This window comes from Streptomyces chlorus (genome assembly GCF_042655885.1).
Classification (GTDB): domain Bacteria; phylum Actinomycetota; class Actinomycetes; order Streptomycetales; family Streptomycetaceae; genus Streptomyces; species Streptomyces chlorus.
On record NZ_JBHSOA010000045.1, the window covers coordinates 5,278 to 31,536 of the forward strand.

A 26,259-nucleotide genomic window follows, 5' to 3' on the forward strand; every position below is an offset into this window, starting at 1 on the left:
CGGCCACCGCGGGCGTGCCCTGGACGGGCGCGGTGGCGGCGAGCGTGACGCGGACACGCTCCAGGACACCGCTGCCGCCCGTGACCGCCAGGGTCTCGACGGGGAACCCGTCGAGGCGGCCGGTCGTGAGCTGGACGGCGTCACCGCCGCCGGTGTCCAGGAACTGCAGCAGGTTGGACCAGTAAAGCCAGGCCCGCCAGCGGCGCTTGTGCGCCTCCTCCCGGGCATGGACGCCCGGCGCGTCGTCGAGGAGGGCGATGCCGGTCCACGCGGGGGGCTTCGCGCGGCCGTCCGCGGCGAACACCAGCGGCAGCCCCGACCGGTCGGTGGCCGTGAACAGCTGCACCGGGCCGCGCGGCCCGGTGGGCGTTCCTCCGCGCAGCGCCGCCGTGATCTGCTCGCCGAGCACGTCCGGCGGCAGCGCGACGGGGCGGGCCCCGGTGCCCATGAAGCCCGCCAGGGCGGCCTCCGCCCGCCACTGCCAGCGCTTCGCGTCCGGTCGGCGCAGGTACTCCATGAGCTGGACGGCCGGATTGACCCACACCGTCTCCGCGAGCTCACCGGGCAGGGCGCCCCACACCGTGGCGTAGTAGCCGCGGGCCCTGCCGCGAGCCCGGTCGTCGTACGGCTCCCACACCGGGTCGGCCGGTCCCGCGCCCGCGTAACCGGTGTCCCGGACGTGGCGCTGCCACCCCGTCACGTCGCCGTAGGTGAGCTGGAAGACCCTGAGCCCCTCCGCCCGCAGCCGGGTGCGCTTGTCGGCGTCGTCACCGGCGCGGTTGTGGGCACGGCCGGCGTGGAACTCGTAGCCGTCCAGGTAGACCGCCACGCGCGGGCCGGGTGCGTCGACCCGTTCGAAGAGGACGTCGGGGCGGGTGCCGTCGAGGACGCGCTGCTGGGAAACCCGCCAGCTCAGCGTGGTGCCGTCGGCCGCGGTCAGCCGCAGGTCCAGCGCGTGGGTGCCGGCCGGCGTGATGTAGGCGTCACCGCTCGCACGGCTCTCCGGAAGTTTGGCCCACTCGCGCAGCGTGTCGATGAACAGGACCTCGAGATCGCTCTCGGCCTGCTGGTGCATCGGGATGTGCTGGGTGGTGGCGACGGCCGAGGTGCGCCAGCGCTCGCCGTCCGCCCCGAGCAGCTCGTCGAGCATCTGCCGGACCTCGTTGCGGCTGACCTTGTCGTAGTCGGCCGGCGGGACGCGGCGCAGCAGGCAGCGGTGGCAGCCGTCGAGCCCCTTCTCCAGGCAGCCGCAGCTCTCGATCACCTCACGGGCCTTCAGCAGGACCTCGCGGAAGCCGTCGGAGGTCGCCAGCCGGTGCAGGTACCCGGTGCCGCCGGGCAGCCGGTCGTACACCACGAGGAACCGGCGCGGCCAGTCGCGGTCCTCGCCGTCGGGCATGGACGCGGCGGTGATGTCGATGTGGTCGGGGTCGCCGCCGTAGCGGGCCGCTATCCCCGCGAACAGCGCGGCGGTGAACGAGGCGAGCCGCTCCTTGGCCCGCGCCACGGACGCCGGCAGCAGGATGCGGACGGCCTCCGTGGTCAGCTCGTGCGCCAGCAGCAGCGGCACGTCCGACCCGGTACCCTGCGCCTCCCCGCTGCCGCGCAGCCGTCGGCGTGGGCACCACAGCTGGTGGTGGGCGCTGGCCCGGGTGGAGCGGGCGAGCGACGCGGTGAGCGCGTGCTGCGGCTGGTCGGCGACCGGCCGTCCGTCGGCCGTGGCGCCGCCGCAACTCGTGCACACGTAGAACGGGTTGAGGCGTACGTCGTCCCCGGCCAGCGGGACCGTGCTGCTGCCGTCCTGCCGGTCGATCCCCAGGTTCAGGGTGCGGACGACGGCCCTGCGGGTGAAGTCGGCGCCGAAGACGGCGCTGTCGTGCCGCCACGATCCGGCCGCCAGGTGCGCCGGGTCGACGTCGACGGTGGTGAGCACCGCGTACCGCCTGCGGTCCCGCTCGTCACGGTCGTCCCGCACCCGGGCGTCGTCCCGCTTGTCCCGGGACAGCACCCGCCGGGGCTCCAGTACGCGGTGCACGCACCCCGCGTCGGCGATCTCCCGCGAACCGCACCGCGGGCACGGCGAGGTGTCGCTCTCCGGATCGCCGTGCGTGCGCGCGTATCCGCAGGCCGGGCACAGGCGCCACACCGCCCAGGCACGCCGCTCGGGGCTGCCGATGTCCAGGGCGCGCACGACGTGCCGGTAGCCGTTGACGTAGAAGCTGTTGCCGGGCGCGAGTTCGGTCAGGGCCAGTTTCCGGGAGCGCTCGTAGTCGCGCATCTCGCTGCGGTACACCCACTCCCGGCGCTCGTCGTCGCCCTCCGGGGCCTCCGTCGCGGTCTTCGCGTCCTCGTCGTCCCCGGCCGCCGCCTCCTTCCAGTAGAGCGTGGCCTCCAGCGACGTCGTCGTGTCGGTGAGGCTGTAGTTGGGCAGCAATCCCAGTTCGACGAGGGCGCCGTGGGCGCTGGTCTGGCTCAGCTGGCGCAGCAGCTCGCCGGTGGCGCGCCGTTCCGCGAGCAGCTCGCGCCGCTCCGCGCCCTGTTCGCGGTCCTCGGCGAGCAGCCCGTCCACGGCGGTGTCGATGGCGGCGATACGGCGGCGCAGCTCCTTGCGGCGCGCCGTCCACTCCTCCTCGGCCTCGGCCAGCGTGCGCGCGATGCCGCCGGTGGCGTGGGCGCGCAGCTCGCCCGCCGCGTGCGCGGACACCCCCCGGTCGTCGTCTTCCCGGTGGTCGCCCGCCCGGTGGTCGCCCGCCCGGTCGTCGTCCGCCCGGTTTTCGTCCGGGCCGCCGGGCGGCTGCGGGAACAGCGCCAGGAACTCCTCCACCAGCCGCGCCCCGTGGGTGAGGGCCGCCTCCGACAGGTCCTGGCACCAGCCGGTCGTGCCGAACAGCGCCGACGACAGGCGCGGCACCGGCATGAGCGGCTCGCCGTCCCCGGTGGTCAGCCCGCCGCGCGCCGCCCGGTCCAGCAGGTGCGCCGTGTACTGGCGGCGCAGGATCTCGACGGCCGACAGGTAGCAGCCCGGCGGCACGATGTCACCGGCGATCATCTCGGTCGGGTCGTCCAGGTAGTACCGGTCGCGGGCCCGGCGCCCGCCGAAGGCGACCACCAGGGCGTTGCCGGTCTGTCGCCCGGCCCGCCCGGCACGCTGCACGTAGTTCGCCGGGCCGCCCGGCAGCGAGCCGAGCAGCACCGCCGACAGGTCGCCGATGTCGATGCCCAGTTCCAGGGTGGGCGTGCAGGACAGCACGTTCGGGTCGGTGTAGTGGGTGCCCTGCCGGAACGTGCGCTCCACGCGCTCCCGTTCGGGCCGGGTCAGCATGCCGGTGTGCTCGGCGGTGACGACCCGGTAGGTGCCGCCGGTCAGGTACAGGCGGCGGTAGTAGTCGGCCCGGTAGTCGCGCTCCAGTTTCCCGCCGAAGCCGCCGCTGCCCGCCCCCGTCGACGACACGCCGTACTGCGGTGCGGTGAGGAGGCCGGCGCAGCGCCAGCGCGGGCAGGGGTGCCCGTACCAGCGGGTGCGCCGCTCGGGCACCACCACCTGCTGCCAACCGCACTCCTCGCAGGACACGAACGCCTTGTTGACCAGGTCGTCCGTCAGGAGCCGTACGTGGATGTGGCCCGGCTGCAGCCCGTAGACGCGGGTCGTGCGGTCCTTGGCGGTGCGCACCGACAGCACGCCCTCGTCGGCGAGGACGGGCAGCAGCCTGCGCAGGTAGTCGGTCGCCTGCGCCGCCTCCAGGCCCAGGCAGCGCCGAGTCCAGTCCTGGTACCAGGTGCCGCGGCCGGTGATCGTGTCGAACTTCGACTTCTCCTTCGGGCCGTCGAGCAGGAACCTCGGCGGCGCCACGTACCCCTCGGGGAAGGCGGGCATGCCCTCCGGCCGCTGTCCGGAGATCAGGTACTGGTTGACACCCGCTTCCTTGATCCAGGTCTCCAGCCACCGGTGCCGCACCCCGCCGCGCAGCCGCAGCCGCTCCAGCAGCCCCCGCACGTACGCCAGGTACCGCTCGGGCGTGGGCAGACCGCCGTCCAGCCCCAGCTGCCCCGGCAGCGCGAGGTGCAGGTCGCGGGCGAGCGCCACGATCCGGTCCGGGTCGGCGACCACCACCTCCGCGGCCGTGGTCCGGGTCAGCTCCAGGGTGCGCCCGAGACGTGAGCGCAGCCCGAACTCCATGACGGTCGCGAACGCCAGCCGCTCCCCGATGAGTTTCCAGGTCCGCGCGTCCCCGGTGCCGCGCCCCGACAGGAGCCGGTCCACGCCCGGTTCGTCGTGCAGGTCCGGCGGCACGACGGCGGCCAGTGCCCGCGGGTCGTCCACGGAGTCCAGGACGTCACCGATCAGGTCGTTGAGCGGGAGCGGCGCACCGGTGTCGTCCAACCGGTGGGCCAGCAGCGAGCGCAGGGAGAACTTGTACGAGGCGTTGGCGACGTATCCGGCCCGGTGCGCCGCGTCCTGCGTGGAGTCGTTGAACAGCAGCGTCTTGCGCTCCTCCGGTGCCAGCGCGATCTCCTGGCCGCCGGTGAACAGCTGGGTGACCGTGGCGGAGGCCAGGGCGGCGAGCGCGGTGCCGAGGAACCTGATGCCGTTGTCCGCGTCGCACGCGGGGCAGGTGTCGTCCTTGGCGGCCCGGTCAGCGGTCTTCTTGTCCAGGACGGCCCGCGCGAACCAGGCGTCCTGCAGTCCCTCCGCGTCCTCGGCGACGGGCATGCGGTAGGTGCTCTGCGTCCCGTCCAGCACCACGACGGAGTGCGGATCGACGCCGCCCGCCTGCTGGGGCGCGGTGCCGGTGAGCGCCGCGAGGGCGTCCCGCGCCTCGGCCGGGGTCGCCGCGATGAAGTACCGCAGCCGCCGCTTGTCCCGTCCGACGGCGGCCTGCCAGATCTTCGTCGGACTGGCCTCCAGTTTCTGCGGGTCGGCCTCCGGGGACAGGGCCGCCCAGCCCGAACGGCCGCACACACGGCAGTAGATCGCGGGCAGATGGGCCTGGGCCGGCCGCTGCACGGTGTCCGAACCCGGCAGCGCCTGCGGCCGCCGCGAGTCCGCCGTCGGCCAGTCGTCGCTCTCGGCCAGGTCCTCGGAAGCGGACGCCGCGGTGAGCGCGGAGCGCCGCGCGACGGTCCGCTCGTCCTCGTACCAGCGGAACTCCGGCCGGCCGCCCACCCCGCTCAGCACCCGGCCCACCGGACGGACCCACAGGTGCGCCTCGATGTGCAGCAGCGGACGCGGCCGGCGCGCGTCGGACTCCGGGTCCCGCGCGGACGACAGCAGCGCCACGAACCGCGACAGCGCCTCCAGCGCGAGCCGCGGGTTCTCCCGCGCGGTGCGCGCCCACGCGTACCCGAAGCGGGCCATGCGGTCCCGCAGTCCCCACTCGTCGAGCGGCTCGCCGTTCAGCAGCGCGAGCACGCCGTGGGTGAAGTCGTGCTTCTTCAGCAGCCGTCCGATCCGGAAGGCGTCCAGGCCGCGCCGCCCCAGCAGCCGCTCGGCGAGTCCGTCCAGGTCGAGCCGGTCCGGGTCGGACTCCACGCCCGGCCCGCCGGAGACCTCGATGACGTCCTTGGGGCCGGGAGGTTCGGGCAGTTCGTAGTCGATGTCGCCGACGAAGTCGTCGGCGCTCAGCCGCTCCTCGCCGATCACCGCGTCCGCACCGAACGGCACACCGAACACCTGCTCGGCGACCGTGAGGATGCCGCCGGTGTCGCCGCCGCCCTCACCGAGGGTCGCCGAGGTCGCCACCGGGCAGATCGACCCGAGCGGCCGCTCCGGCTTGGAGGCGCCCACGGCGGACGCCAGCCGCCGCAGCAGCATCGCCACATCGGTGCCCTGGGCGCCGTCGTAGGTGTGGAACTCGTCCAGCACCACGTACGCCGGGTCGGCCCCCTCCCACAGCGGCCGGTCCTCGGCCCGCTGCAGCAGCAGGTCCAGCATCTTGTAGTTGGTGATCAGCACGTCCGGCGGTGACTGGCGCATCTCCTCGCGCCGCGTCATCACCCGCCGGAAGTCCGTGTCCGGCTTGTCGCCGATGTAGAGACCGGCCGTCACCTGGCCAGTTCCGGCTGCGCCAGGTAGTCGCCGATGCGGCCGGCCTGGTCGGTGGCGAGCGCGTTCATCGGGTACAGCAGCACGGCCTTCACCCCGCGCCTGCCCAGCGCCTTCTGCCGCCGGCAGTGGTCCAGTACGGGGATCAGGAACGACTCGGTCTTGCCCGACCCGGTGCCGGTCGTCACGAGCGTAGGCTCGGCCGCTCCCTTGTACGTGCTCAGCCGCTCCCACGCCTTCGCCTGGTGCCGCCACGGCGTGAACGACGGCTGCCACTCCAGCGCCGACCGCCACCCGTCGTCGGCGGGGTGGAACGGCGTCCTGATCCGCAGGTACGGCCCCCGGAAGATGCCCGTCTCCGGATCCCCGAGGAACCGCTCCAGCGCGAGCCGCGTGTCCTCGTCGGCCAGCGCGTACGTCGTCGTGAGGTACTGCGTCAGACTGCCGCGGAGCTGCGCGGCCGCCAGGGTGGGCTTCACGAGGACCTTTCGGGCAGGACGGTTACCACGACCGCCGGTACGCACCACCGCGACAGCCGGGCATCGGCACCGTGACGATCAGCCCCCAACATAACGGCCACCTCGGACAACGACACCCACCTGGTCGAATCCCGGACCGATCCGGTCGCCCGGCACGGCGGGACGCGGGTGCCGGCGATGCCCATGGCCGAAGGCGCCTGCCCGCCGACTGCCCTTTCCGGGCCCGCCGCCGGGCACCGGCCTCGGGAAAGCGCGAGGTTTGCGGCCTGGCAGCGACCGTGCTCGCGCTGTACAACGCCCGAGCCACCCGTACGTACCTGGCCGTCACTCGGCCTTCCTGAACACCGCCGACATCCCGTCCCCCGTGTCATGGGCCAGCAGTCCCGGCGCCTCCGGCGAGATCAGGCCGACCCGAGTGGCCAGCTCGCGGCCGTGAACGTCGACGGCGGCCTCGATGAGGCCCGCGAGTGCGTCCAAGGCGGTGCGAGCGCGCGACCGGGCGACGGCCGCGCAGCCGACGGCGGCCAGTGCGGCCGGCCACCACCAGCAGGCGAGCAGGGCGTAGCCGACGGCCCAGGCGGCGAGGCGGGCGGCGGCACTGAAGGAGTCGTGGGCCGACTGGATCTGGCGTACGGCAGGTTCGGGGAGGATCAGCCACAGCCGCGGCCAGAGGGCGGCGAGGTCCACTCCGTAGGCGGCCTCGACGCGGTGGGCCGTTGCCTGCATGCGGTCGCCGTACCAGGTGGGGCGGGCCGGTTCGCGCAGCGCGATACGGTCGCGGGCCTCGGTGAGGGCCTGGATCCGCGCCAGTGTGCTGCTCGGGATCATCACCGCACCGTTGGGTCCGGCGCTTGTCTGGTGGGCATGGCCGATGGCTTCGCTGAGCTTCGTGTCCCTTTCCCGCCACTGGCGGGCACGGCGTGCGGTCCTGGCGCGCGAGAGCGGGTCCCGGCCGAAGCGCAGCCAGTACCGCTCGATCGCGCTGCCGAGGAACTGCGCGGCGAGTGAGGCCGCGGTCGCGGTGAGCAGGACGAGGGCGACCAGGAGCGCGGCGGTGCCGGTGCGGTCCAGGGCGGGGCGGGCGGCGAGGTCGTCCAGGGTGGTGCGCAGCCGGTCGACGTCGTGCCAGTGGCGGTGGCCCAGGGATGAGCCCGCGCGCCCTGCTGTCGCCGGCCACCCGGGGTGAGGCGGTCGCCCTGTACCGCCGGGCGGTCGAGGCCACTCCGCCCGGCCACCCCATGCGCGTGCATCGCCTGAGCGGACTCGGCAATCTCCTGCGCGGCATGGGCTCGCACCGGCGTCGCCGTCGAGCCGATCTGGTCGCGGCGGCCGAAGTGTTCCAGGAAGCGGCCCTGGAGAAGCAGTTCGCACCCTCCGGGCGGCTGGACGCCGCCCGGGCCTGGGGTGACGTCTGGGCGGAACTCGGTCTATGGGATCGCGCGTTGGAAGGCTACGTGGTGGCAGTCGATCTGCTGCACTCCGTGGCACCCCGCCATCTCGACCGCGGCGACCAAGAGTTCGTGCTGAGCCGTACCAGCGGACTGGGCGCCGTCGCCGCTGCCTGCGCGGTCCGCTGCGGTCGGCCCGGGCTCGCGGTCGGTCTGCTCGAACAGGCCAGGGGAGTGATCCTCTCCCACGCCTTTGACGCCGACAGCGATCTGACCCGGCTGCGGGAGACCGCCCCGGACCTCGCCGCCCGCTTCGAGGAGTTCCGGGATGCCCTCGACACGGCGACCGGCAGCCGGGAGTTCCTGGAAGAAGGATCGCCCGGCCCCGACGCCCGCGCCGATCTCCGGCAGCGACTGGCGGCGGAGTGGCGGGACCTCACCGACCGGATCCGCGCCGAGCACCCCGAACTGGGCCTGCTGCGTCCGGTGCGGAACTGGGACGAACGCGAGCTGCGCGCGACGGCCGCGGCGGGCCCGGTGGTCCTGGTGAACGTCTCCCCGTACGGCAGCGACGCCCTGGTCGTCACCGAGCACTCCATCGACGCCGTACCGCTCCCGGGCCTCGACCCGCGGACGACGGCAACGCGCCGGCAGACCTTCCAGGACGCGTTGCTCCGCATCGAGACGCCCGGAACCTCTCGCAAGCAGTCGCAGCGCGCCCAGCAGGACGTACGGGAAACCCTCGCCTGGCTGTGGCAGGCGGTCACCGGCCCGGTCCTCGACCGTCTCCCCGCGGCAACCCGCGTGTGGTGGTCGCCTGGCGGCCTGCTGGGCACGCTGCCCCTGCACGCGGCAGCCCCCACCGGCGGTGCCCCCGGCGCCCTGGACCGGGTGGTCTCCTCGTACACGCCGACACTGTGGGCCCTGCACCACGCCCGCCGGCGCGTCGCCCGCCCGGCGGGCACCGGAACCCTCGTCGTAAGCGTCGCGCAGGCCACCGGACGAGCCCCACTCCCGGGCGCCCGCCGCGAAGCCGAGAACCTGGCCCGCCTGCTCCCCGGTGCCGCACTGCTGGCGGACACCTCCGCCACCCACTCCGCGGTCGTCTCCGCCCTGCACCGCCACGCCTACGCGCATTTCGCCTGCCACGCCCTGGGCGACCTGGAGCGGCCATCCGGCAGCCGGCTCGTCCTGCACGACCACACCGAACGCCCGCTGACCGTCCGCGACCTGGCCCGGCTCCGGCTGCCGTCGGTCCGGCTCGCCTACCTCTCCGCCTGCGACACCCTGGGCACCAGCCCCGAACTCGCCGACGAGGCCGTCCACATCGTCAGCGCCTTCCAGATGGCGGGCTTCCCCCATGTGATCGGCTCGCTGTGGCACGTCGACGACGTGATCGGGGCCGAGGTCGCGCTCAGTGTGTACGAAGCCCTGAACACGGGCGACGGCACACTCGACGTCGCCCGCACGGCCGAGGCCCTGCACAGGGCCGTACGCACCCTGCGCGACACGTATCCGCAGACCCCGAGCCTGTGGGCCTGCCAGGTGCACGCGGGTCCCTAGATGATCGATTCCAAGGGGTAGTTGCGGCTGCGGGTGACCGATGAGCCTTGCTGATTCCTGCGATCGGCGACCTCCGTGGGAACAATCAGGTCCGGCTGACGGCCCTCGTCTGGGACAGTCGACGGGAGTAGATACTGGCCCTGAATGCAGGTACGGATGAGGAGCACTGCCAGTGACCGGCGACAACCGCATAGGACCGCCCAGGTTCGGAAGCGAACGCGACATGCTGCGGGCTTTCCTCGACTACCACCGCGCGACCCTCGCCATGAAGTGCGAAGGGCTCACCGACGAGGAGCTGCGGCAGCAGTCGATGCCACCGTCCACGCTTTCGCTGCTCGGTCTGGTGCGGCACCTGGCGGAGGTGGAGCGTGCTTGGTTCCGTCGAGTGTTCGAGGACCACGACGCACCCATGGTCTGGTCCGACAAGATCGACTTCCAGGCGGCGTACGACGCGAGCGCGGCGACCAGGGACGAGGCGTTCGTAGCCTGGGAGGCCGAGGTGGAGAACTCGCGCCGTATCGAGCGGGAGGCAGAGTCCCTGGACCAGGCCGGGTATCAGCCACGATGGAGCGAGGAGGTGTCGCTGCGGATGGTGATGGTGCACGTCCTCCTGGAGTACGGCCGCCACAACGGGCACGCGGATTTTCTGCGTGAGGGTGTCGACGGGACCGTGGGCGCCTGAGTCCGCAGGACACCGATCTCCACATGCTGATCCAGTCCAGAAAATCGCCCGCGCGGCTGGGAGAAGGTAGTCCAACGTCAGTGCGTGAACACAGAGTTGGACCACCTCGCCGTCGCGCTCTATGTGAAGACCGACGATCTGCTGAAGGATTCGCCACAATGAGTGGTGTGCATCGTGAAACCTGCAGGTCAGGTGGGCTGGTGTGCGTGCGTCTTGTCGTGCCCGCGCTGGTCGGCGGCCGGTGTCCACGGTGAAGATCGTCTGACTGGGCGGCTGGGGCGGTTCCCGGGTCACGGCTCGCCGGAGCGAGCTGGACGCGCTGGCCGAGGAGCTGGGCAAGCGGCTTCAGGAGGTCCAGACGGAGCGGGAGGAGTTGGTGATCGCCGAGCGGGTGCTGCACCGTCTTGCCGAACAGGGCCGAATCGAGGCGGAGGCTGCCGTCGCGGTGGCTCCGGTGAAAGCGCAGGTGGCGGGGCGTGCGGTGCTGCTGGTCCCGCACCGCGGCGATGATCTTGACGAGCGCGCTACCCGGTGACTACCGCCGGATCCTTCAGATCGTGCGGGCCGCCGATGGTCCGGTGCAGGTCAGGGCGGTGGGTGAGGAGCTGGGGCTTGAGGTGGGGTTGCGCGGGAAGCTGGAGCCGCTGCGGGCGAAGATGGCCAAGCTCGCCGATCGTGGCCGGCTGCACAGACGGCCCGACGGACGAGGCCTTGCACCACGTCCGCGGCATACGACGCCCGATCGCTCTCCCGAGACTCGCATGATCACGAACCGGACATCATGCGACTGTGCCGAGTCAGCGGGGTCCGCAGCTCGTAGGCGATGCCGCTGACCCTGGCCTTGTGCTGCGCTTCCAACTGTTCGCGGCGCGCGGTGAGATCGTTGAAGGCGGCAACGCGTGCGTGCTGCGGCGGGGGTTGTCGGCGTACGAGCTGATGTTCACTTGTACACGGACAGGACACGATCTCGATCACTCGGTGGCCGCCGTGGTTATGGAAGGTTGCCGTACCTTTTCTGCCCTCTTGGTCCTCCCCTCTTGTCTGACCGGAGAGACCCGGTGCTCGGAGGCTGCAGGGCTGGGGGAGAATTGGCGCGCTACTGGCTCGACGAAGGACCACCATGACAACCGACGTACCTCCGCCCGGGGCGGAGGAGGACCGTTTCTGGCAGGAACGACGGATCTGTTTCCTGGCCACCCACCGCCCGGACGGCAGTCCGCATCTCGTCCCCGTGGGCGTCACCTTCGATCCCGAGGCCGGCATCGCACGCGTCATCAGCAGCGTCGGCAGCAAGAAGGTCCGCAACGTCCGGGCGGCCGGACCCGGCGCGACGGTCGCGGTCAGCCAGGTCGAGGGGCGCCGCTGGTGCACCCTCGAAGGCACCGCGCTGGTCAAGGACGATCCGGAGTCCGTCGCCGAGGCCGAACGGCGCTACGCCGAGCGCTACCGGCCGCCCCGCCCCAACCCCGAGCGCGTGGTCATCGAGATCACCGTGACCCGTGTGATGGGCACAGTGCGGCCGCCCGGTTGGTGACGTGCCTCGTCGGTGACGCTCGCCCTGTCGGGCGCAACCCCGGCCGACGGCCCGCCGCGCGTGGCAGGGCAGGACGCTGCCGACCGGCCATCGCCGTCACTGAGCGGTGTGCACCGTGAAGTTTGCAGGTCACGGCTCTGGTGTGAAGGGCGAACGGGGTACTCGCGCTGGTCGGCGGCGGGTGTCCACGGTGAAGATCGTCCGGCACGTCGGTCGGAGGGATTGTCGGGTTCTGCTGCGCCGGTTGCCGTGACGCTTTCACGATCCGTCACCGGGCCGGTACGCCGCGAAGGTGCGGGGAGGGCGTGGGGATGCGGGAGCTGGAGCGGATCATCGCTCGCCGAAGTGAACTGGACCTGCTTGCCGCGGAGTTGGCCAAGCAGCTGCAGGAAGTCCAGGCCGGGCGGGAGGAACTGGTGATCGCCGAGCGGGTCCTGTACCGGCTGGCCGAGCAGGACCGGGCCGCGGAGGAGGCCGCCTCGGCCGTCACCCCGACGCCCGCCCGGGTGGCGGGACGGGCGGTCCTGCTGATCCCGCACCGCAGCGAGACGCCCGACGAGGGCGGCCTGCCCGCCGACTACCGCAAGATCCTGTCGATCGTGCGGGCCGTCGGCGGCCCGGTGCAGGTCAGGGCGGTGGGTGAGGAGCTGGGGCTTGAGGTGGGGTTGCGCGGGAAGCTGGAGCCGCTGCGGGCGAAGATGGCCAAGCTCGCCGACTGCGGCTGGCTGCACAAACGGCCCGACGGGCGGTTCACCGCACGCTTGTAACCGCGCCAGGCCGGTGCGCAGGGGTGTAACCGGCGGGCCCCCGGCGGCAGTTGAGTTTGGTGTGAAGAAAAACAACCCTCTCGCCGAGGGCCCTGACGGCCTTGTCCACACCGCCCGCCTGCCGCTGTCGAGCGCCACCCTGAACTATCTCGCCGACCTGATACGCGGCCACCTGAGGAAGATCGGCTCGCGGTGGCGGGCGCTGCCCGCGGGGAAGATCGCGGGCATCGTGCTGGCGGTGCTGCGCTGTGACCAGCGGCCGGGCGACCTGGCCGGCGGGAACGGGGTGCACCGCACCACCGTGACCCGGTGGGTGCGGGAGGTCGTCGGCCTGCTGGCCGCCCGCGCTCCGCGCCTACAGCGGGCCCTGAAGAAGATCGCCCGAAAGGGTGGCGGGGTGGTCCTGCTGGACGGTTCCTTGATCCGCACCCGGCGGCGCACCGGGGCCGAGAACCGCAAGAATTACTCGGGCAAGACCAAATGCCATGGCCTGCTCGTGATCGCGCTCACCGACGACAAGGGTCGACTGCTGTGGGTCTCGGCGGCCCGGCCCGGACGCGCCTCGGAGATCACCGCCTGCCGGCACGACAAACTCACCGCCCATCTCCGCGCGGCCGGGCTCGGCGCAATCGCCGACCTGGGCTTCGTCGGGCTCGACGACAGCGATCCCGACGCCGACCCGACGGTGATCACCGGCTACAAGGCCGCCCGGAACCGGCCCCTGACCCGAGGGCAGAAGCTGTCCAACAAGGCACTGGCAGCCGTCCGGGCCACGGTCGAGCACGGCTTCGCCCACCTGAAGAACTGGCGCGTGCTCGGCAAGGTCCGCACCGACCCGAAATGGGCGACCGCCCTGGTCCGGGCCCTGCTGGTCCTGACGAACCGCGAAGTCTCCCGGTGACCGACGATCTTCACCGAAGTCATCCGCCCACGACTAGCACGAGCATCTCGAACCCCACGCACACCAGTCCACCTGACCTGCAGGTTTCACGATGCACACCGCTCAGTGCACGGAGTCTGCCGCGGCCGGACTCGGACTCCGCGTCGGGGTCCGTGGGGGCGGTGACGGCGGGGCGGCGTTCCGCGCGGGTGTCGGAGACCTCCAGGCGCAGCCGCTCGTGGCTTGCCTCGGTGGTGAGCCTGACGTGGAAGTCCCGGACGGGGACCCGTCCGTGCTGTATGGCGTTGGCGCACAGTTCTGCGGTGATGAGGGTCAGCGTCTCGTTGACGTCGCTGTCGTAGGGGTGGCCCCAGGAGTCCAGGCGGTGCCCGACATCGTGCACCTGAGCGGAGGCATACGGCGGCTTGCGACGGTCGGCGCTTCTCTCAGCTCAGAGAATCGCCACAGCCCGTCCGGCGACCTCGCCCTTGGCGAGCTTGTCGACGTACTCCGGGATCTGCTCGAACGTAATCGGCACGATCTTCGAGGCGATGTTGCCGCCGGCCATGAGCTTGAGCACTTCCTCGGCCTCGGACTTCTCGCCGTTCGAGGCGCCGACGATGGTGATCTCCTTGAGGGTGACCTGCTGCATGGAGATGGTCGCTTCCTCGCGGGCCAGCCCGATCTGCACGATCCGACCGCCATGCTTGATGGCGTCCACAGCTGAAGCGGTAGTGGTGCCGAAGCCGGCGAAGTCGATGATCACGTCAAGACCCTTGTCCGCGAAATCGCGGATGTCCTTGGACACGCCGCCGACTCCGAGCTCGTTGACCGCGTCCCAGACCTTCTCGTTGACCTCGGCCACGTAGACGGTGGCGCCCAGTTCCCTGGCGATCTGCGCACCGAGCGAGCCGAGTCCGCCGAATCCGATGACGCCCACCTTCTGCCCGGCCTCGACATGGCCGAACGTCACGAGTGCGCGGTAGGCCGTGCGCGCGGCGTCCATCGCCGGAGCGGCCTGCGAGAAGTCCACCTCCTCGGGCACGCGTACGACGAGGTTCGCCTTGACGACGACCTTCTCGGCGAATCCACCGTCGACCGCGGTTCCGGGGCCCTCGGTGACGGCCGGGATTCCCACGCGGTCGCCGACGGCGAATTCACTGACGTCCGGACCAACGGCGCTGATGACGCCGGCGGTCTCGTGGCCCAGGATGATCGGCTTGTGGCCCAGCAGGGGAGTCAGGGTGCCGTCGACAAAGCTCACGTCGCTGTGGCACAGGCCGGAAGCCTTGACGTCGATGACGATCTCGTCGGCGCCCGGCTTCGGATCCTCGCGCTCGACCAGCGTGAACGGTTCGTTGACCTCGTTGAACTGCCATGCCCGCATGTCGGCTCCCTCCTGTGGTGAGCACCCGCAACCGGGTGCTAGTTAAAGTTTAAACGTTTTCGGTCGAAAGTCGAACGGCCCGGCGCCAGGCGCACGAAAGACGGGCCCCCGGCACCGAGAATCGGCGCGGGGGCCTTGCCGTGCCCGGCCGGCTTTGCCGCCGGCTCCGGGAGGGCGGGGTCGCTACGAGGCCTGGCGGCGGCCGTGGGGCTGCGAAGCGGGTGGTGCGGGCACCGGCCGTCCGGTGGAGCGGCGCCTACGCCTTCAGTCTGCTGTCCGCTGTGTCCGCACCGGCGTCGTCCTGCGGCTCCGCGGGCTCCACCACCGAGATGGCGCCTGTGGTGGTCACGACCGGCGGCGTGAGCACCGAGGCGTAGTCGTGCTGGGTGGAGTAGGTGAGGAAGCCCAGGTGCGCCTCGTAGCGGTCCAGGACGTCGTCGATCACCTGCTGGGGGGACAGGCCCATGAGGTCGTAGCCCTCGGAGCCGGTCTGGGTGAACACCTCCACCCGGTAGTAGACGTCCGTCTGGCGGGACATGCGTCCGCCGAACATCGGGACCGGGGCCTCGACGGCCTGCACCTGGTAGTGGAAGTTGCGGTGCTCGGGGATCACGACCACCAGCGCGTGGCCGGAGATGCCGGTGTGCTCGTTCGGGGCCAGGTCCAGCGTGGCCTGGTAGCCCTGCTTCTCGAATTCGCGGACCACGTCGGCCAGCGCCGGCTGCACGGTGCGCTCCATGAACTGGGCCACCTGCTTCTTCGAGGGGTAGGAGCGCATCCGCTCCAGCCGCTGGCGCCAGGTGCGCTCGGGCACGTGGCCGCCGTGTGCCGCCGTCGACTGCCGGCGCAGGACCCGGCCCTCGCGCTCGGCCCGCTCCATGCGCAGGGCCTTGGAGAAGGAGGCCATCACCAGCCAGGCGATGACCGTCACCGGCAGGGCGAAGATGAGCGTCGCGTACTCCATGGTGGTGACCCCGCCGGCCACCAGCATCGCGATGGTCAGCACCGCGGTGAGCACTGCCCAGAAGATGCGCAGCCACTTCGCCCCGTCCTGCGACGGTTTGGGGATCGAGGAGGAGAAGTTGGACATCACCATGGCGCCGGAGTTGGCGCTGGTGAGGTAGAACAGCAATCCGGACAGCGTGCCGAGGCCGATCAGGAAGGCGGCGCCGGGGAACAGCTCCAGCAGCGCGAACCAGCCCTTCTCCGGGCTGTCCGTGGCCTGTTGGGCGAACTCCGTGTTCCCGTTCAGGACCTGGTGCATGGCGCTGTTGCCGAAGATGCTCACGATCAGGAAGTCGCAGAGCACCGGGGCGGTGATGGCGGCGATGACGAATTCGCGCAGGGTGCGGCCGCGGGAGATGCGGGCGAGGAACAGGCCCACGAACGGGCCCCAGGCCAGCCAGAACGCCCAGAAGAACAGGGTCCAGCTGGACATCCACTCGGAGCCCCCCTCCTGGTAGGCGAAGGTCTGCAGGGTCCGGTCCGGCAGCGAGAAGACGAAACGGCCGATGTTCTCCACCAGCGCGTTGAGCAGGAACGCCGACTCTCCGGTCACCAGGATGTAGAGCAGCATGGCCGCTGCACTCCAGAGGTTCAGCTCGGAGAGCAGCCGGATCCCCTTGTCCATGCCCGAGGTGCAGGCGGCGATGGTCATGATCACGGCCACGACCACCAGCGCGATCTGCAGGGCCAGGCCCTCCGGGAGGCCGAACAGCAGGGAGAAGCCGACGTTCAGCAGCACGACGCCGATGCCCATGGAGGTGGCGACGCCGAAGACGGTGCCGACCAGGGTGACGATGTCGATGGTGTCGCCGATCCCGCCGCGGACGCGCTTGCCGAGCAGGGGGTACAGGGCGGCCCGGATGGACAGCGGCATGCCCCAGCGGTAGGCGAAGTAGCCCATGGCCATGCCGAGCAGCGAGTACATGGCCCAGCCGGCCACGCCGTAGTGGAACATGGTCCAGACCACGGCGTCCTGGGCGGCCGCGCCCGTCTGGCCCTCGCCCGTCGGCGGAGCCATGTACTGGGTGATGGGCCCGGTGACGGAGTAGAAGAGCATGTCGATGCCCACGCCGGCGGCGAACAGCATGGCCACCCAGGTGAAGAGCTTGTACTGCGGCCGGGAGTGGTCGGGGCCGAGCCGGACGGAACCCTCCTTGGACAGCGCGACCCAGAGGACGAACACGATCACCACGGTGATGGTCAGGACGTAGAACCAGCCGAGGTTCTCCGCGATCCAGGCCACCATGGCCCGCATGGTGCCGGCGGCGTGCCCGGGCACGAGCATGGCCCAGAGGGAGAAGGCGACGATGACGGCCGAGGAGATGATGAAGACGCGCCAGTTGACCTTGGGGCCGGGTTCCTCGATGAGTTCCGCGGGGGCCTTGCTGAGCTCCTGGCTGGAGACGGGAGGACGGTTCTCGGCCTCCTGGCCGTGGCGCCGCCGTTCGGTGCCGCCGAGGTGGCGGCGTTCGATCGGGGCCTTCGGCGGCTCGCTGCTGGGGCGGGGCGTGTCTGCGGCTTCGGTCATACGGTCCTCCTCCTGTCGGAGACGAGTTCGGGCGGGCGCCGGCGTGGGCAGACGTCCGCGGCCTCGATCCGAAGGGATGGGGGAGGCCGTGCACAGTGGGCACCCTGTCGTGGGGCCCACCCAGCCATGTTAGTACTCCTAACGAAACGATCTCCGTGACCCGCTCCGGGGCCGGTGGAGATCTCGGATGTTGGTTGTGACCTGGGCTTTCGCGGTGCTCAGGTAGTGGTCGGCGGCTTCGTGTTCGGCGGGCGGGATGTGCCCCATCTCACCGTGGAGCCGGGTCTGGTCGTACCAGTCGGTTGCTGCCGCGCGGGGAGGGGATCAGCCGGTGCTCCAGCGCCTCGCGGGCGACCGCGGGGCCGTCGCTCTCCCGGAAGACCGGCGAGCCGAGCCCCGCTTCAGCCCCTCCTTGGCGTCCTCGAGGCGGCCGGTGTCCCTGTCGAGCAGGTGGGCGGGGACCTTCCAGCGCGGACGGACATGGGGGAAGGCGTCCGGGAAGAGCAGCAGCCAGCCCTCGCTCTCCCATGCGGCGAGCGCGAGCGCCGTCCGGGACCCCGGGGACTGGCGCGCGAACTCGTCGGTCAGCGTCTTGCGGATCCGGTCGTAGTGGGTGTCGGTGTAGCCGTCCAGGTCCTCGTGGACGACGAAGCCGAGCAACTCAGCCCGCTCCAGGCGGGCTTTGGCCCGCGCCTTGCCGGGGCGCCTCGCGGGGTGGAGGTGAAGGACAGGGCGAACTCGGTGACGTCCGTGGGCCGAGAGGGAGGGAGCGGGGAGGGCGAGATGTGCATGGAGCCAGCGTGGTGGCTGCGTGGGGCCCGCCACCAGCAGCGACGCCTGTACGGGAGTGTGCTGTACGTATGTGGGGCGACGCGCGCCGGGCCCGGTCGCTCACGAGGGGAGCGGCCGGGCCCGGCACATTCGGTGATGACGCGTCAGCAGTTCGGGATCACGGTTCCGTTGTTGTCACGCGCTTCGTCGTTGCCCCAGCGTGACAGGTAGTACGCGGAGATGTACGCTCCACGCCCGTTCTTGCCCGCGTAGGTGGTGTCGAGGTCCGTCTTCAGCCACCAGTGGTTGTAGGTGCCGTTCGCGCCGCGGATCTCCTGGCCCCACACCTTGCAGTACACGTAGTTGGTACCCGCGTTCAGCACACCCTGCGGGTCGTTGGTGTTCGGCTGCGCGTAGCCCGTGGCGTTGGCGAAGGTGTCGACCCAGTACTTGCTGCTGCCACAACCGTTGTCGCTGGTCAGGTGGTGGCTGCCGTACGAGCCGGGGTAGGCGAGCGAGGTTCCGTTGATCTTGATCTTCTGGCCGACGCCGTTGTAAAGCTGCTCGTAGTGGATGTGCGCGCCGGAGCTGTTGCCGGTGCTGCCGGTGGTGCCGATCTGCTGTCCCTGGCCGACATACGCGCCACTGGCGACGGAGAAGGCGTTCAGGTGGAAGTAGTACGTCTGCCAGCCGCCGCCGTGGTCGATCTTGATGTAGTTGCCGGCGCCGCTCGCCTGGTAGTGCCGGGTGGCGGTTCCGGAGGCCGAGGCGAGCACAGGCGAGCCGTTGGTGGTGCCGCCGTTACTGCGGACGAAGTCCAGCGCCTCCCGGACCTCGGCCGAGTGGTGACTGTACGTCCATTTCTGGCCACAGGAGAAGGGGGCTTTGAAGAGGGGCGCGGCCTGCGCGGGCGTCGCCGCGAGCAGGCCGCCCACGAGGGCCACGAGGCCCAGCAGGGCAATGCGTATCGAGCGCAATGCTGTCTCCGAACTACGAAGTGCGTGGAAGATTGATGTCCGCTACACGGACGGGCCCAGAATGCCGCAGATTGATGCGTCCACGACAGTGTTCTCGGGAGGATTTCCACCGGAGCGCGCCGATGCCACCGGTCCCACCGGTCCCTGTGGTGCGTGGCCGGGAGGCGTCGCCCGCCTGGTGTCAACTCGCGGGACGGACGCGGTCCTTGTCCCTATGGTGGACCTGGAGGAACGGTTCACGCCGGGTACGGCCTGGTTCTGCACGGGCGCCGTGTCCGGATGCCGAGCGGGAACCACGGATCACGTCGTGAGGGGACGGCATGACGGCGACCGCGCCATCGGGCGGGACACCGGAACCCCGGCCGAACGCTGCCGGGAACACCACGGGAAGCACCATTCCGGAGACGGCTGGGCAGAGCGGAGCCCCGGACGGGACCTCACCGCCCGTCCTCGTGCCGCCCCCCGCCGCCGAGACCCCCTGACGTGCCGCCCCGGCCGCCGGGGTCCTCCGGTGCGGGGGGCGGGGCCGACGACGGTCTCCGGACGGTCCTTCCCGAAGTGCTCGGAGTGCCTGCCGGAGCCTCCCCGCGCAAAAGAAGGCTGTGGTTGTGGGTAGCGGCGGTGAGCGCTGTCCTGGGAGCCCTGGGCGGGGCGCTGCTGGCCTACCTCATGATCGAGCCGAGCGTCACCAAGGAGAACGATTCCAACAAGGAGTACGACGCCTCCCAGCCGCCCTTCACGGTGTCCGTGGAGTGGTGGTGAGCCGCGCGGGTGCGTGTGTACAGGCGGGTGCTGTACGTGGGGAGGGCGGGCGCTCGTACGCGGTACGGGGGAAGCGGGCCCAAGTGGTGCGAAAGGCACGCTGCGTGTCATTAGAGGGGCCGTCGGTGAACAAGTAGATGCTTCCCAGCCGTACCACCGCAGTTCAGAGCGGTACCAACGAGCTGTTTGTTCACCGACGGCCCCAGAGTGAGCTGTGAGTGACGGCCAGGTGTGGTGCCTGCGGCGGGACGAGGAGCGGGCGCCACTGTGCGGGCGGGTGAGGTGAGGTCACCGGTGACTACGACTCACGGTGAGAGCGAGGCGGGCATCCTGCGGTGCTTCGGGCAGCAGTTGCGGCTGCTGCGGACGAGCCGGGGGCTGACGCGGGCGGAGTTGGGTGCGAAGCTCAGTTACGGCGAGGACATGGTCGCCTCGGTGGAGTTGGGGCGGCGCATCCCGAAGCCGGAGTTCATCGACCGGGCGGACGCGGTGCTGGAGGCCGGCGGCCTGCTGACGGTGATGAAGGAGGAGGTGGCGCGGGCGCGGTACCCGGCGTTCTTCCGGGATGCGGCGAAGCTGGAGGGGGAAGCGGTTGAGCTGCATGTGTACGCCAATCAGGCTGTGCCGGGGCTGTTGCAGACGAGCGAGTATGCGCGGGCGGTGTTCGATGCGCGACGCCCCCTCTTGGACGAGACGATCATCTCCGAGCGCCTGGCGGCCCGCCTTGCACGGCAGGAGGTCTTCGATCGGAAGCCTCTGCCGACGATCAGCTTCGTGATCGAGGAGTCGGTACTGCGGCGGCCGATCGGCGGATGGGACGTCTGGCGCGGGCAGTTGGAGAACATCTGCCTTCGAGGGCAGAGCCGGAACGTCGAGATGCAGATCATGCCGACCGAGGTCAGCGAACATGCTGCGTTGGCAGGGCCGTTCACCTTGATCGAGACGGTCAAAGGCCAGAGGATCGCCTATGTGGAGGTGCAGAAGGAGAGCCGCCTGCTCCACGAGCGGAGTTCGGTGCGTGAGCACGAAGAGCAGTACGGCATCCTCCGGGCACAGGCGTTGACGCCGCGTGAGTCGTTGCAGCTGATCGAGAAGCTACTGGGAGAGAGATGAACGCCGTGGACGACTAAGGCGAACAGTGAACTGAGCTGGCGCAAGAGCACCTACAGCAGTGGCGAGGGTGGCGAGTGCGTGGAGGTCGCTGTCGCTGCCGGTGCCGTTCATGTGCGGGACTCGAAGCAGGCGGTGGAGAATGGCCCTGTGCTGAGGGTCGGTCCGGCGGCGTGGTCGGCGTTGCTTGGGGCGATGTGAGCTTGTTGCCGTCGTGAGCCGGCCGTCTCATGGCCGGTCGAGCTGGTGGGCTCCGGCGGACAAGTTCGCCCTCGCCTACGAGAGCGCACTCCACCTCGCAGCCGCCTTGATCTGGACGCGACCACGGAAAGCTGAGGTCGCCCACTTGCCAGGGGATGTCTGACTCAGGGCCTGGTCGCGGCGTCGACTGCCTGCGCCCGGCAGTCCGAGCACCTTCCGGACCTCTTCGCGACGAACAGACCCCGGTAGAGCGTCACCTGACGCAGAGGGATGCCGCAGAAGGTCGCCTTATCCGCCAAGGCGTGCTCCAGAGCCGGGTCACCTGTCTCCCGGCATGCCGTGAAGCACGTCGGTGCAAACCCGAACGTGAACCTGAAGGATCGGAGGTGGTGACCAAGACGCGGCATGACCGCTACCCTCGCACATGGCCCGATCGACGTGAAGTAAAAGGGACAGGCCCCAGCGGGGGTTGCGAACCGGCGATGTGCTGCTTGAGCACCACGAACTCGTTCGCCCCCTTCACGAGTCGACACTCCAGCGGGCTCGGCACCGCTGTTCCCGGCAGGGTTCTGTCGGGTCACGCTGTCGGTCGGGGCGCTTCTGGTTCCAGCACGTCCGTGCCGGCCTGGGCGATCGGTGGCCTGACCGGCTAGCAGACGGGGGAAGCGTGGGAGACGTTGTGGTGCAGGTGGACAGGGTCTTCGACGGCCGGTTGAAGTGGCGCTCTCGCTACCTCATCCGCAGGGCCCGCCGGCGAGGCCGGACCGGCCTGCTGATCCAGGTGGACCTGCGCGACCCTCCCCGCAGCATGTCACCCAAGTGGTGCTTGGTGTCCGTCACGGAAGGCGAGCACCAGTTCTGCAGCGTGGATCGGAGCACCATCAGAACGGTTCGCTTCGTCCCTCTTCTTCCAGGCCCGCACTCACTACGGCTTGAGGTTCTTCGAACCCGCAGGCGACGTTCCACGTGCCGCGTCAGCGGCGAGGAACGGATGAGTTCCTTCCATTCCTCGATCGGACGGCCCTACTTCTTCTCGATGGACGGGAAGCAGCCGACGGGGCCTTTCACGGATCCGGTCATGTCGGCTGCGTTCCTCTCCCCGGACGACACGGTCTGGTGCCGCAGGTCGCCGGCCCGCCGTGGACACCGGGGAGGTCACCCCGGACGAGCCGTCTGGCTGTCAGGACCGCGGGAAGGGCCCTGAGTGATCACCCGCTCGGAGTGACGCGTGGCACCCGCTCCCCCCTCCTCCGGTCGGGCGACCGCCCGCCCTCGCACCCGGGAGCGGCATCAGGACTCCGGGTCCGGGCGCCCCCGGCGCAGGACGCTGGTGCACCAGCTGATGATCGCGGCGTTGACCGCGGCCCCGAGGACGAGCGAGGCGAAGAACATCGAGCCGTGTTCCGGCAGTACAAAGACGACGAGGCTGCCGGGGGCCGTGACGAGGAGCGGGAAGATGAGCGCCATCGCCTCGCCGGAGTCGTCGGTCGCGATCGTCACCACCGCCCACACGAGCACGGCCGCGCAGAGCACGAGGTAGGCGAGCGCGACGAGGCCGACGCGGTCGCGCAGCCGGCGCAGGAGGGACGGGCGGGAGTCCACGACGGTACCGGTCATGGGTGCACTCCTGGAACGGGTCGAGCGGTCAGAGACGGGTGCCGGGCGGGTTCGGGCGGGCGAGGCGGGAATAATGCGCTCGGACATGGGAAATCCCCCTGGGATCGTGTGCGGTGGAGAATCGGACGCGCCCGCTCACCCGGGTACGGCGTGTACGGCGGGCAAGGACCGCTGAACGCGGCGAAGGCGCTGGTGGGACGTTCTCGGGGAGGCGGTGGTCGGCCGTCTTCTCGATGTGATCGAGCCTAGGTCCGGGCACACGGCACGGTCGTCGCCCTGCGGGATGACCTGCGGATGGAACCGCGGGCAGAGCATCTGCAACCCAGGTAAGAGACGGGAATCCGCCTTCAGCGGGAGCCGGGCCCCTCGTCCGCGGTCATAGCCTTGTTCAGCCATGAACCGAACCGACGACCGGTTTCTCCCGGTCCTGCTGATCTGTGCCCAGGCCCTGGTGTGGCCGGGGGCGGCGCTGGTGCGCGGGACGGTCCCGTCCGCGGGCGCCCTCCTGGTGGCGGTGCTCGTCGCCGTGGTGGTGACGGCCGCGCTCGTCCTGCGCCGCAACCGTCCGGTGGTCGCCCTCCTCGTGGTCGTCGCCGCCTGCGCGCTGGGCGCCGGCCCGCTGCCCGCCGGGGCGACGGCGGTGCTCGGCACGGCCGGGGTGGGGCTGGCTCTGTTCACGGTGGCGGCCCGGCGGGACGCCTTCACCGCGGTGCTGTGCGTCCTGACGCTCACCGTCTGGCAGCCGCTGTACAACGTCAGCCTGCACGGGATCAGCAGCCGCGACGGCCTCCACCTCGCCCTGACGGCGCTGCTGTACGCCGCCGCGTGCGGCGCCGGTGTCCGCGTACGCCGGGCCCGCCGTGCGCGCCGCGCCGCCGAGCGGTTGCGGCAGCGTACGGAGGCCGAGCGCCACCGCCTGCCGGCGGTCGAACGGCGGCGCATGGAACGGGAGCTGCACGACGTCAGCGCTCACCATCTGACCGCCGTGGTCGTCACGGCGGGAGCTGCGCTCGGGCTGCGCGACCGCCGCCCCGAACTCGTGGAGGAGGCGCTGGACTTCGCCGTCGGCACCGGTCGCGAGGTCACCCGCGCGCTCAGTGCCGTACGGGCCCCGGCGCCCTCCCGCGAGGACGTTCCCTCACCGGAGGAGCGGCTGCAGGATCTGGTCGCGGGCTTCCGGCGCCTGGACCAGCGGGTCGACTGTGAGATCGACCCGCTGCCGGACGGCGCCGTCGCGGACGCGGCGTACGGCATCGTGCGCGAGGCGCTGACCAACGTGGCGCGGCACGCCCCCGGCGCGCGGACGACGGTGCGCGTCCGGTACGGCGACACCGGCACCGACGTCGTGGTCACCAGCTCGGCACCGCCGGCCGGTGCGGCGGCGCACGGCGCGGGACTCGGCGGCGGACGCGGCCAGGGCTTCTTGCGGTCGCGGGCCCGTGAGGCGGGCGGCACCCTCGTCACCGGCCCCACGGCGGAGGGCGGTTGGGAGGTGCGCGCGGCACTGCCGGGCCGGACCGGAGCCCCGGTGGAACGTTCCGTCCCGCGCGATTACCGCCTGGCGCAGCTGACGGCCGCGTTCGGCCTGGTCGTCCAGCCGATGCTGCCGATGCTGGTGCTCCACCGGGAGGAGGTGCAGCCCGGTGCGACGGTGCCCGCGGGCGTGTTCTTCGGGCTGCTCGCCGTGGCCCAGGCGGTCGCCCTGCTGTGGCTGCGCAGGTCGCCCCGCGCGGCCCGGGGTGCCCTGCTCGCCCTGGTCCCGCTCTGGCCGGTGGCGATGTCCGCGGGCCACTACACCGGCCCGGTGCTGCTCCCTCTCGCACTGAGCCTGCCGGCCACCTGCGCGGCGCTCGTGGCGGACGCCGCCCGGAGGGCTGCCGCCCCGTCCCGCGCCGGAGCCCGCCCCCCGCACACGGACGCGCGGGTCGTCGAGCGGCTGCGCGACCGGTTCGTCGAGATCCGTCCCCCGCACGCGCGGGCAGCGGACACCGCCGGTCCGTCCGCCGTGGGCACCGGCACCCGCTCGCGCCTGACTCCGCCCGCCACCTGGCCGGTGAGGCGCCCGGTTCTCCCGGTCGCCGCCGTGGCCGTGCACGCGGGGGCCGCCACGGCGGCGGTCCTGGACCGGGGCACCACACTCCCCGTCGTGGCGGTCGTCGCCGGGACGACGGCCGCGACGGCTCTGGTGGCCGGCGCGAGCCGCTGGGCCGGGACCCGGCGCGGCCGGCGCGAGCGGGCCGCCCGGGGCGCCCACCAGGACCGGCTCGTCACGTGGACCGAGGAGGCCGTCCGGGACGCGTGGGCCGAGCGTCGCAGGATCGCCGCCGGACTGGAGACCACCGTCCTCTCCCGCACCGCCGACATGGTCGCGGAGGCGGAGGCGGGCCGCCTCGACGCGACCGCCGACCGCGCCCGCGAGGCCCTGGCCGCGATGCGCGCCCTGCTCGACGCGGTCCGCGACGGGGAGGCGGAGCCCGCCCTGCGGCCCCAGCCCACCCTGCAGGCGCTCGACCTGCTCGCCCATCAGCTCCGCGCCACCGGACGCGACATCGAGATACGGCTGACCGACCGCGTACCGGCACGTCTTCCCACCGCCGTCGACCTGGCCGCCTACCACGCCGCCGAGACGGTTCTGGCCACCGGCGGGGAGGAACCCGCCGTCGTTGAACTGGACGCGGACGCAGATACATTGACGCTCACCGCCACCGGAGTGCCCGACACCGCGGACACGGCCGCCGACGAGCGGCTGGCCACTCGGGTGACCGCACTCGGCGGCACGCTGACCACCGGCCCCCGGGGCACCGTACGGATCCGGCTGCCCCTCGCGGGCGCGCCGGACATCGAGGAGGGACAACGATGAGCCTCGACGTGCTGGTCGTCGACGACCAGGGCATTGTGCGGGCGGGATTCGCCGCCGTGATCGACGCCGAGGAGGACATGACGGTCGTCGGTGAGGCCGCCGACGGCGCCGCCGCGGTACGGCTCGCCCGGGAACTGTCGCCCGACGTGGTCGTCATGGACGTCCGCATGCCCGAACTGGACGGCATCGCCGCCACCCGCATCATCACCGGCCGCGAGGACGCGCCCAAGGTCCTGGTCCTGACCACCTTCGACCTTGACGTCTACGTCTTCGACGCGCTGCGCGCCGGCGCGTCGGGCTTCCTCCTCAAGGACGTCCACCCCGCCGAACTGCTCCGGGGAATCCGGGTGGTGGCGACGGGGGAGAGCGTCCTCGCGCCGTCCGCGACCCGCCGCCTCATCGGCCACTACGCGTCCGGACGGGGCCCCGCGGTCCCGGCGGGCAGCTCCCCCGGGCTGGACAGCCTGACCGGCAGCCAGCGCACCGTCCTCACCCTGGTCGCCTCCGGCCTCACCAACGGGGAGATCGCCGAGCGGCTCGGCATCACCGTCGGCACCGTGAAGTCCCACGTCAACGCGCTGCTGCGGAAGCTCGGCCTGCGGGACCGCGTCCAGGCGACGATCCTCGCCTACGATCTCGGCCTCGCCCGCCCGAACCCGCCCGGCACCCGTCTCTGACCGCTCGACCCGTTCCAGGAGTGCACCC

At 71.5% G+C, this 26,259-nt stretch carries 18 protein-coding genes and 2 pseudogenes (1 of these 20 only partly in view); 11 read left to right on the plus strand and 9 right to left on the minus strand.

Annotation, left to right across the window (positions count from 1 at the left end):
• Nucleotides 1-6,522 (minus strand): annotated as a pseudogene (locus ACFPZI_RS21560) (DEAD/DEAH box helicase) (it extends 497 nt beyond the left edge of the window).
• A gap of 324 nt (nucleotides 6,523-6,846) precedes the next feature.
• Complete coding sequence (locus ACFPZI_RS21565; RefSeq protein WP_381365365.1) at nucleotides 6,847-7,350, minus strand: hypothetical protein; 504 nt, start codon at nucleotides 7,348-7,350, stop codon at nucleotides 6,847-6,849.
• Between the two features lie 317 nt (nucleotides 7,351-7,667).
• Here ACFPZI_RS21565 and ACFPZI_RS21570 point away from each other — a divergent pair, with 317 nt between their 5' ends.
• The 6 genes from ACFPZI_RS21570 (at nucleotide 7,668) to ACFPZI_RS21595 (ending at nucleotide 13,357) form a co-directional block, all read left to right on the plus strand.
• The gene (locus tag ACFPZI_RS21570; protein ID WP_381365368.1) at nucleotides 7,668-9,473 is read left to right on the plus strand and encodes a CHAT domain-containing protein; all 1,806 of its coding nucleotides are present in this window, start codon (nucleotides 7,668-7,670) and stop codon (nucleotides 9,471-9,473) included.
• A gap of 172 nt (nucleotides 9,474-9,645) precedes the next feature.
• Nucleotides 9,646-10,155, plus strand: a complete 510-nt coding sequence (locus ACFPZI_RS21575; protein ID WP_381365371.1) for a DinB family protein — start codon at nucleotides 9,646-9,648, stop codon at nucleotides 10,153-10,155.
• A gap of 373 nt (nucleotides 10,156-10,528) precedes the next feature.
• Complete coding sequence (locus ACFPZI_RS21580) at nucleotides 10,529-10,690, plus strand: hypothetical protein (RefSeq protein ID WP_381365373.1); 162 nt, start codon at nucleotides 10,529-10,531, stop codon at nucleotides 10,688-10,690.
• Between the two features lie 585 nt (nucleotides 10,691-11,275).
• Nucleotides 11,276-11,689 carry a pyridoxamine 5'-phosphate oxidase family protein gene (locus ACFPZI_RS21585; RefSeq protein WP_381365376.1) on the plus strand — a complete coding sequence of 138 codons (414 nt, stop codon included), beginning with the start codon at nucleotides 11,276-11,278 and terminating at the stop codon, nucleotides 11,687-11,689.
• A 311-nt stretch (nucleotides 11,690-12,000) separates the two neighbouring features.
• Nucleotides 12,001-12,456 (plus strand): hypothetical protein, encoded by a 456-nt coding sequence (locus ACFPZI_RS21590; RefSeq protein ID WP_381365440.1) that lies wholly within the window; start codon nucleotides 12,001-12,003, stop codon nucleotides 12,454-12,456.
• Nucleotides 12,457-12,517: 61 nt separating this feature from the next.
• Entirely contained in the window at nucleotides 12,518-13,357 is an 840-nt protein-coding gene (locus ACFPZI_RS21595; RefSeq protein WP_381365378.1) for a transposase family protein, read from the plus strand.
• A 19-nt stretch (nucleotides 13,358-13,376) separates the two neighbouring features.
• Here the strand turns inward: ACFPZI_RS21595 and ACFPZI_RS21600 are convergent, their stop codons facing one another.
• The 5 genes from ACFPZI_RS21600 to ACFPZI_RS21620 all read right to left on the minus strand — a co-directional run bounded on the left by ACFPZI_RS21600 (nucleotide 13,377) and on the right by ACFPZI_RS21620 (nucleotide 19,004).
• Complete coding sequence (locus tag ACFPZI_RS21600) at nucleotides 13,377-13,739, minus strand: ATP-binding protein (RefSeq protein ID WP_381365380.1); 363 nt, start codon at nucleotides 13,737-13,739, stop codon at nucleotides 13,377-13,379.
• A 48-nt stretch (nucleotides 13,740-13,787) separates the two neighbouring features.
• A complete protein-coding gene (locus tag ACFPZI_RS21605) occupies nucleotides 13,788-14,723 on the minus strand; it encodes an alcohol dehydrogenase catalytic domain-containing protein (protein WP_381365383.1) in 936 nt (311 codons plus the stop codon).
• Between the two features lie 256 nt (nucleotides 14,724-14,979).
• Entirely contained in the window at nucleotides 14,980-17,256 is a 2,277-nt protein-coding gene (gene betT / locus ACFPZI_RS21610; protein WP_381365387.1) for a choline BCCT transporter BetT, read from the minus strand.
• Between the two features lie 324 nt (nucleotides 17,257-17,580).
• The gene (locus ACFPZI_RS21615) at nucleotides 17,581-17,916 is read right to left on the minus strand and encodes a hypothetical protein (protein ID WP_381365390.1); all 336 of its coding nucleotides are present in this window, start codon (nucleotides 17,914-17,916) and stop codon (nucleotides 17,581-17,583) included.
• A 275-nt stretch (nucleotides 17,917-18,191) separates the two neighbouring features.
• Nucleotides 18,192-19,004 (minus strand): M23 family metallopeptidase, encoded by an 813-nt coding sequence (locus ACFPZI_RS21620; protein ID WP_381365393.1) that lies wholly within the window; start codon nucleotides 19,002-19,004, stop codon nucleotides 18,192-18,194.
• A 621-nt stretch (nucleotides 19,005-19,625) separates the two neighbouring features.
• On the opposite strand from ACFPZI_RS21620, the gene ACFPZI_RS21625 reads away from it, so the two are divergent.
• The 3 genes from ACFPZI_RS21625 to ACFPZI_RS21635 all read left to right on the plus strand — a co-directional run bounded on the left by ACFPZI_RS21625 (nucleotide 19,626) and on the right by ACFPZI_RS21635 (nucleotide 21,077).
• Nucleotides 19,626-19,766 carry a hypothetical protein gene (locus ACFPZI_RS21625; protein ID WP_381365396.1) on the plus strand — a complete coding sequence of 47 codons (141 nt, stop codon included), beginning with the start codon at nucleotides 19,626-19,628 and terminating at the stop codon, nucleotides 19,764-19,766.
• A 267-nt stretch (nucleotides 19,767-20,033) separates the two neighbouring features.
• Nucleotides 20,034-20,879, plus strand: a complete 846-nt coding sequence (locus tag ACFPZI_RS21630; protein WP_381365398.1) for a helix-turn-helix domain-containing protein — start codon at nucleotides 20,034-20,036, stop codon at nucleotides 20,877-20,879.
• A 30-nt stretch (nucleotides 20,880-20,909) separates the two neighbouring features.
• Entirely contained in the window at nucleotides 20,910-21,077 is a 168-nt protein-coding gene (locus ACFPZI_RS21635) for a DUF397 domain-containing protein (RefSeq protein ID WP_381365443.1), read from the plus strand.
• A 960-nt stretch (nucleotides 21,078-22,037) separates the two neighbouring features.
• Here the strand turns inward: ACFPZI_RS21635 and ACFPZI_RS21640 are convergent.
• Both ACFPZI_RS21640 and ACFPZI_RS21645 read right to left on the minus strand, forming a co-directional pair.
• Nucleotides 22,038-22,157: pseudogene (locus ACFPZI_RS21640) on the minus strand (DUF4287 domain-containing protein); the annotation flags it as partial.
• A 210-nt stretch (nucleotides 22,158-22,367) separates the two neighbouring features.
• Nucleotides 22,368-22,694, minus strand: coding sequence for an SCO4225 family membrane protein (locus ACFPZI_RS21645; protein ID WP_381365401.1), 327 nt, complete (start codon nucleotides 22,692-22,694; stop codon nucleotides 22,368-22,370).
• 394 nt (nucleotides 22,695-23,088) lie between these two features.
• Here ACFPZI_RS21645 and ACFPZI_RS21650 point away from each other — a divergent pair, with 394 nt between their 5' ends.
• Both ACFPZI_RS21650 and ACFPZI_RS21655 read left to right on the plus strand, forming a co-directional pair.
• A complete protein-coding gene (locus tag ACFPZI_RS21650; protein ID WP_381365403.1) occupies nucleotides 23,089-25,554 on the plus strand; it encodes a sensor histidine kinase in 2,466 nt (821 codons plus the stop codon).
• Complete coding sequence (locus tag ACFPZI_RS21655) at nucleotides 25,551-26,231, plus strand: response regulator (RefSeq protein WP_381365406.1); 681 nt, start codon at nucleotides 25,551-25,553, stop codon at nucleotides 26,229-26,231. The genes ACFPZI_RS21650 and ACFPZI_RS21655 overlap by 4 nt, the downstream gene beginning before the upstream one ends.
• Nucleotides 26,232-26,259 lie beyond the last annotated feature (28 nt).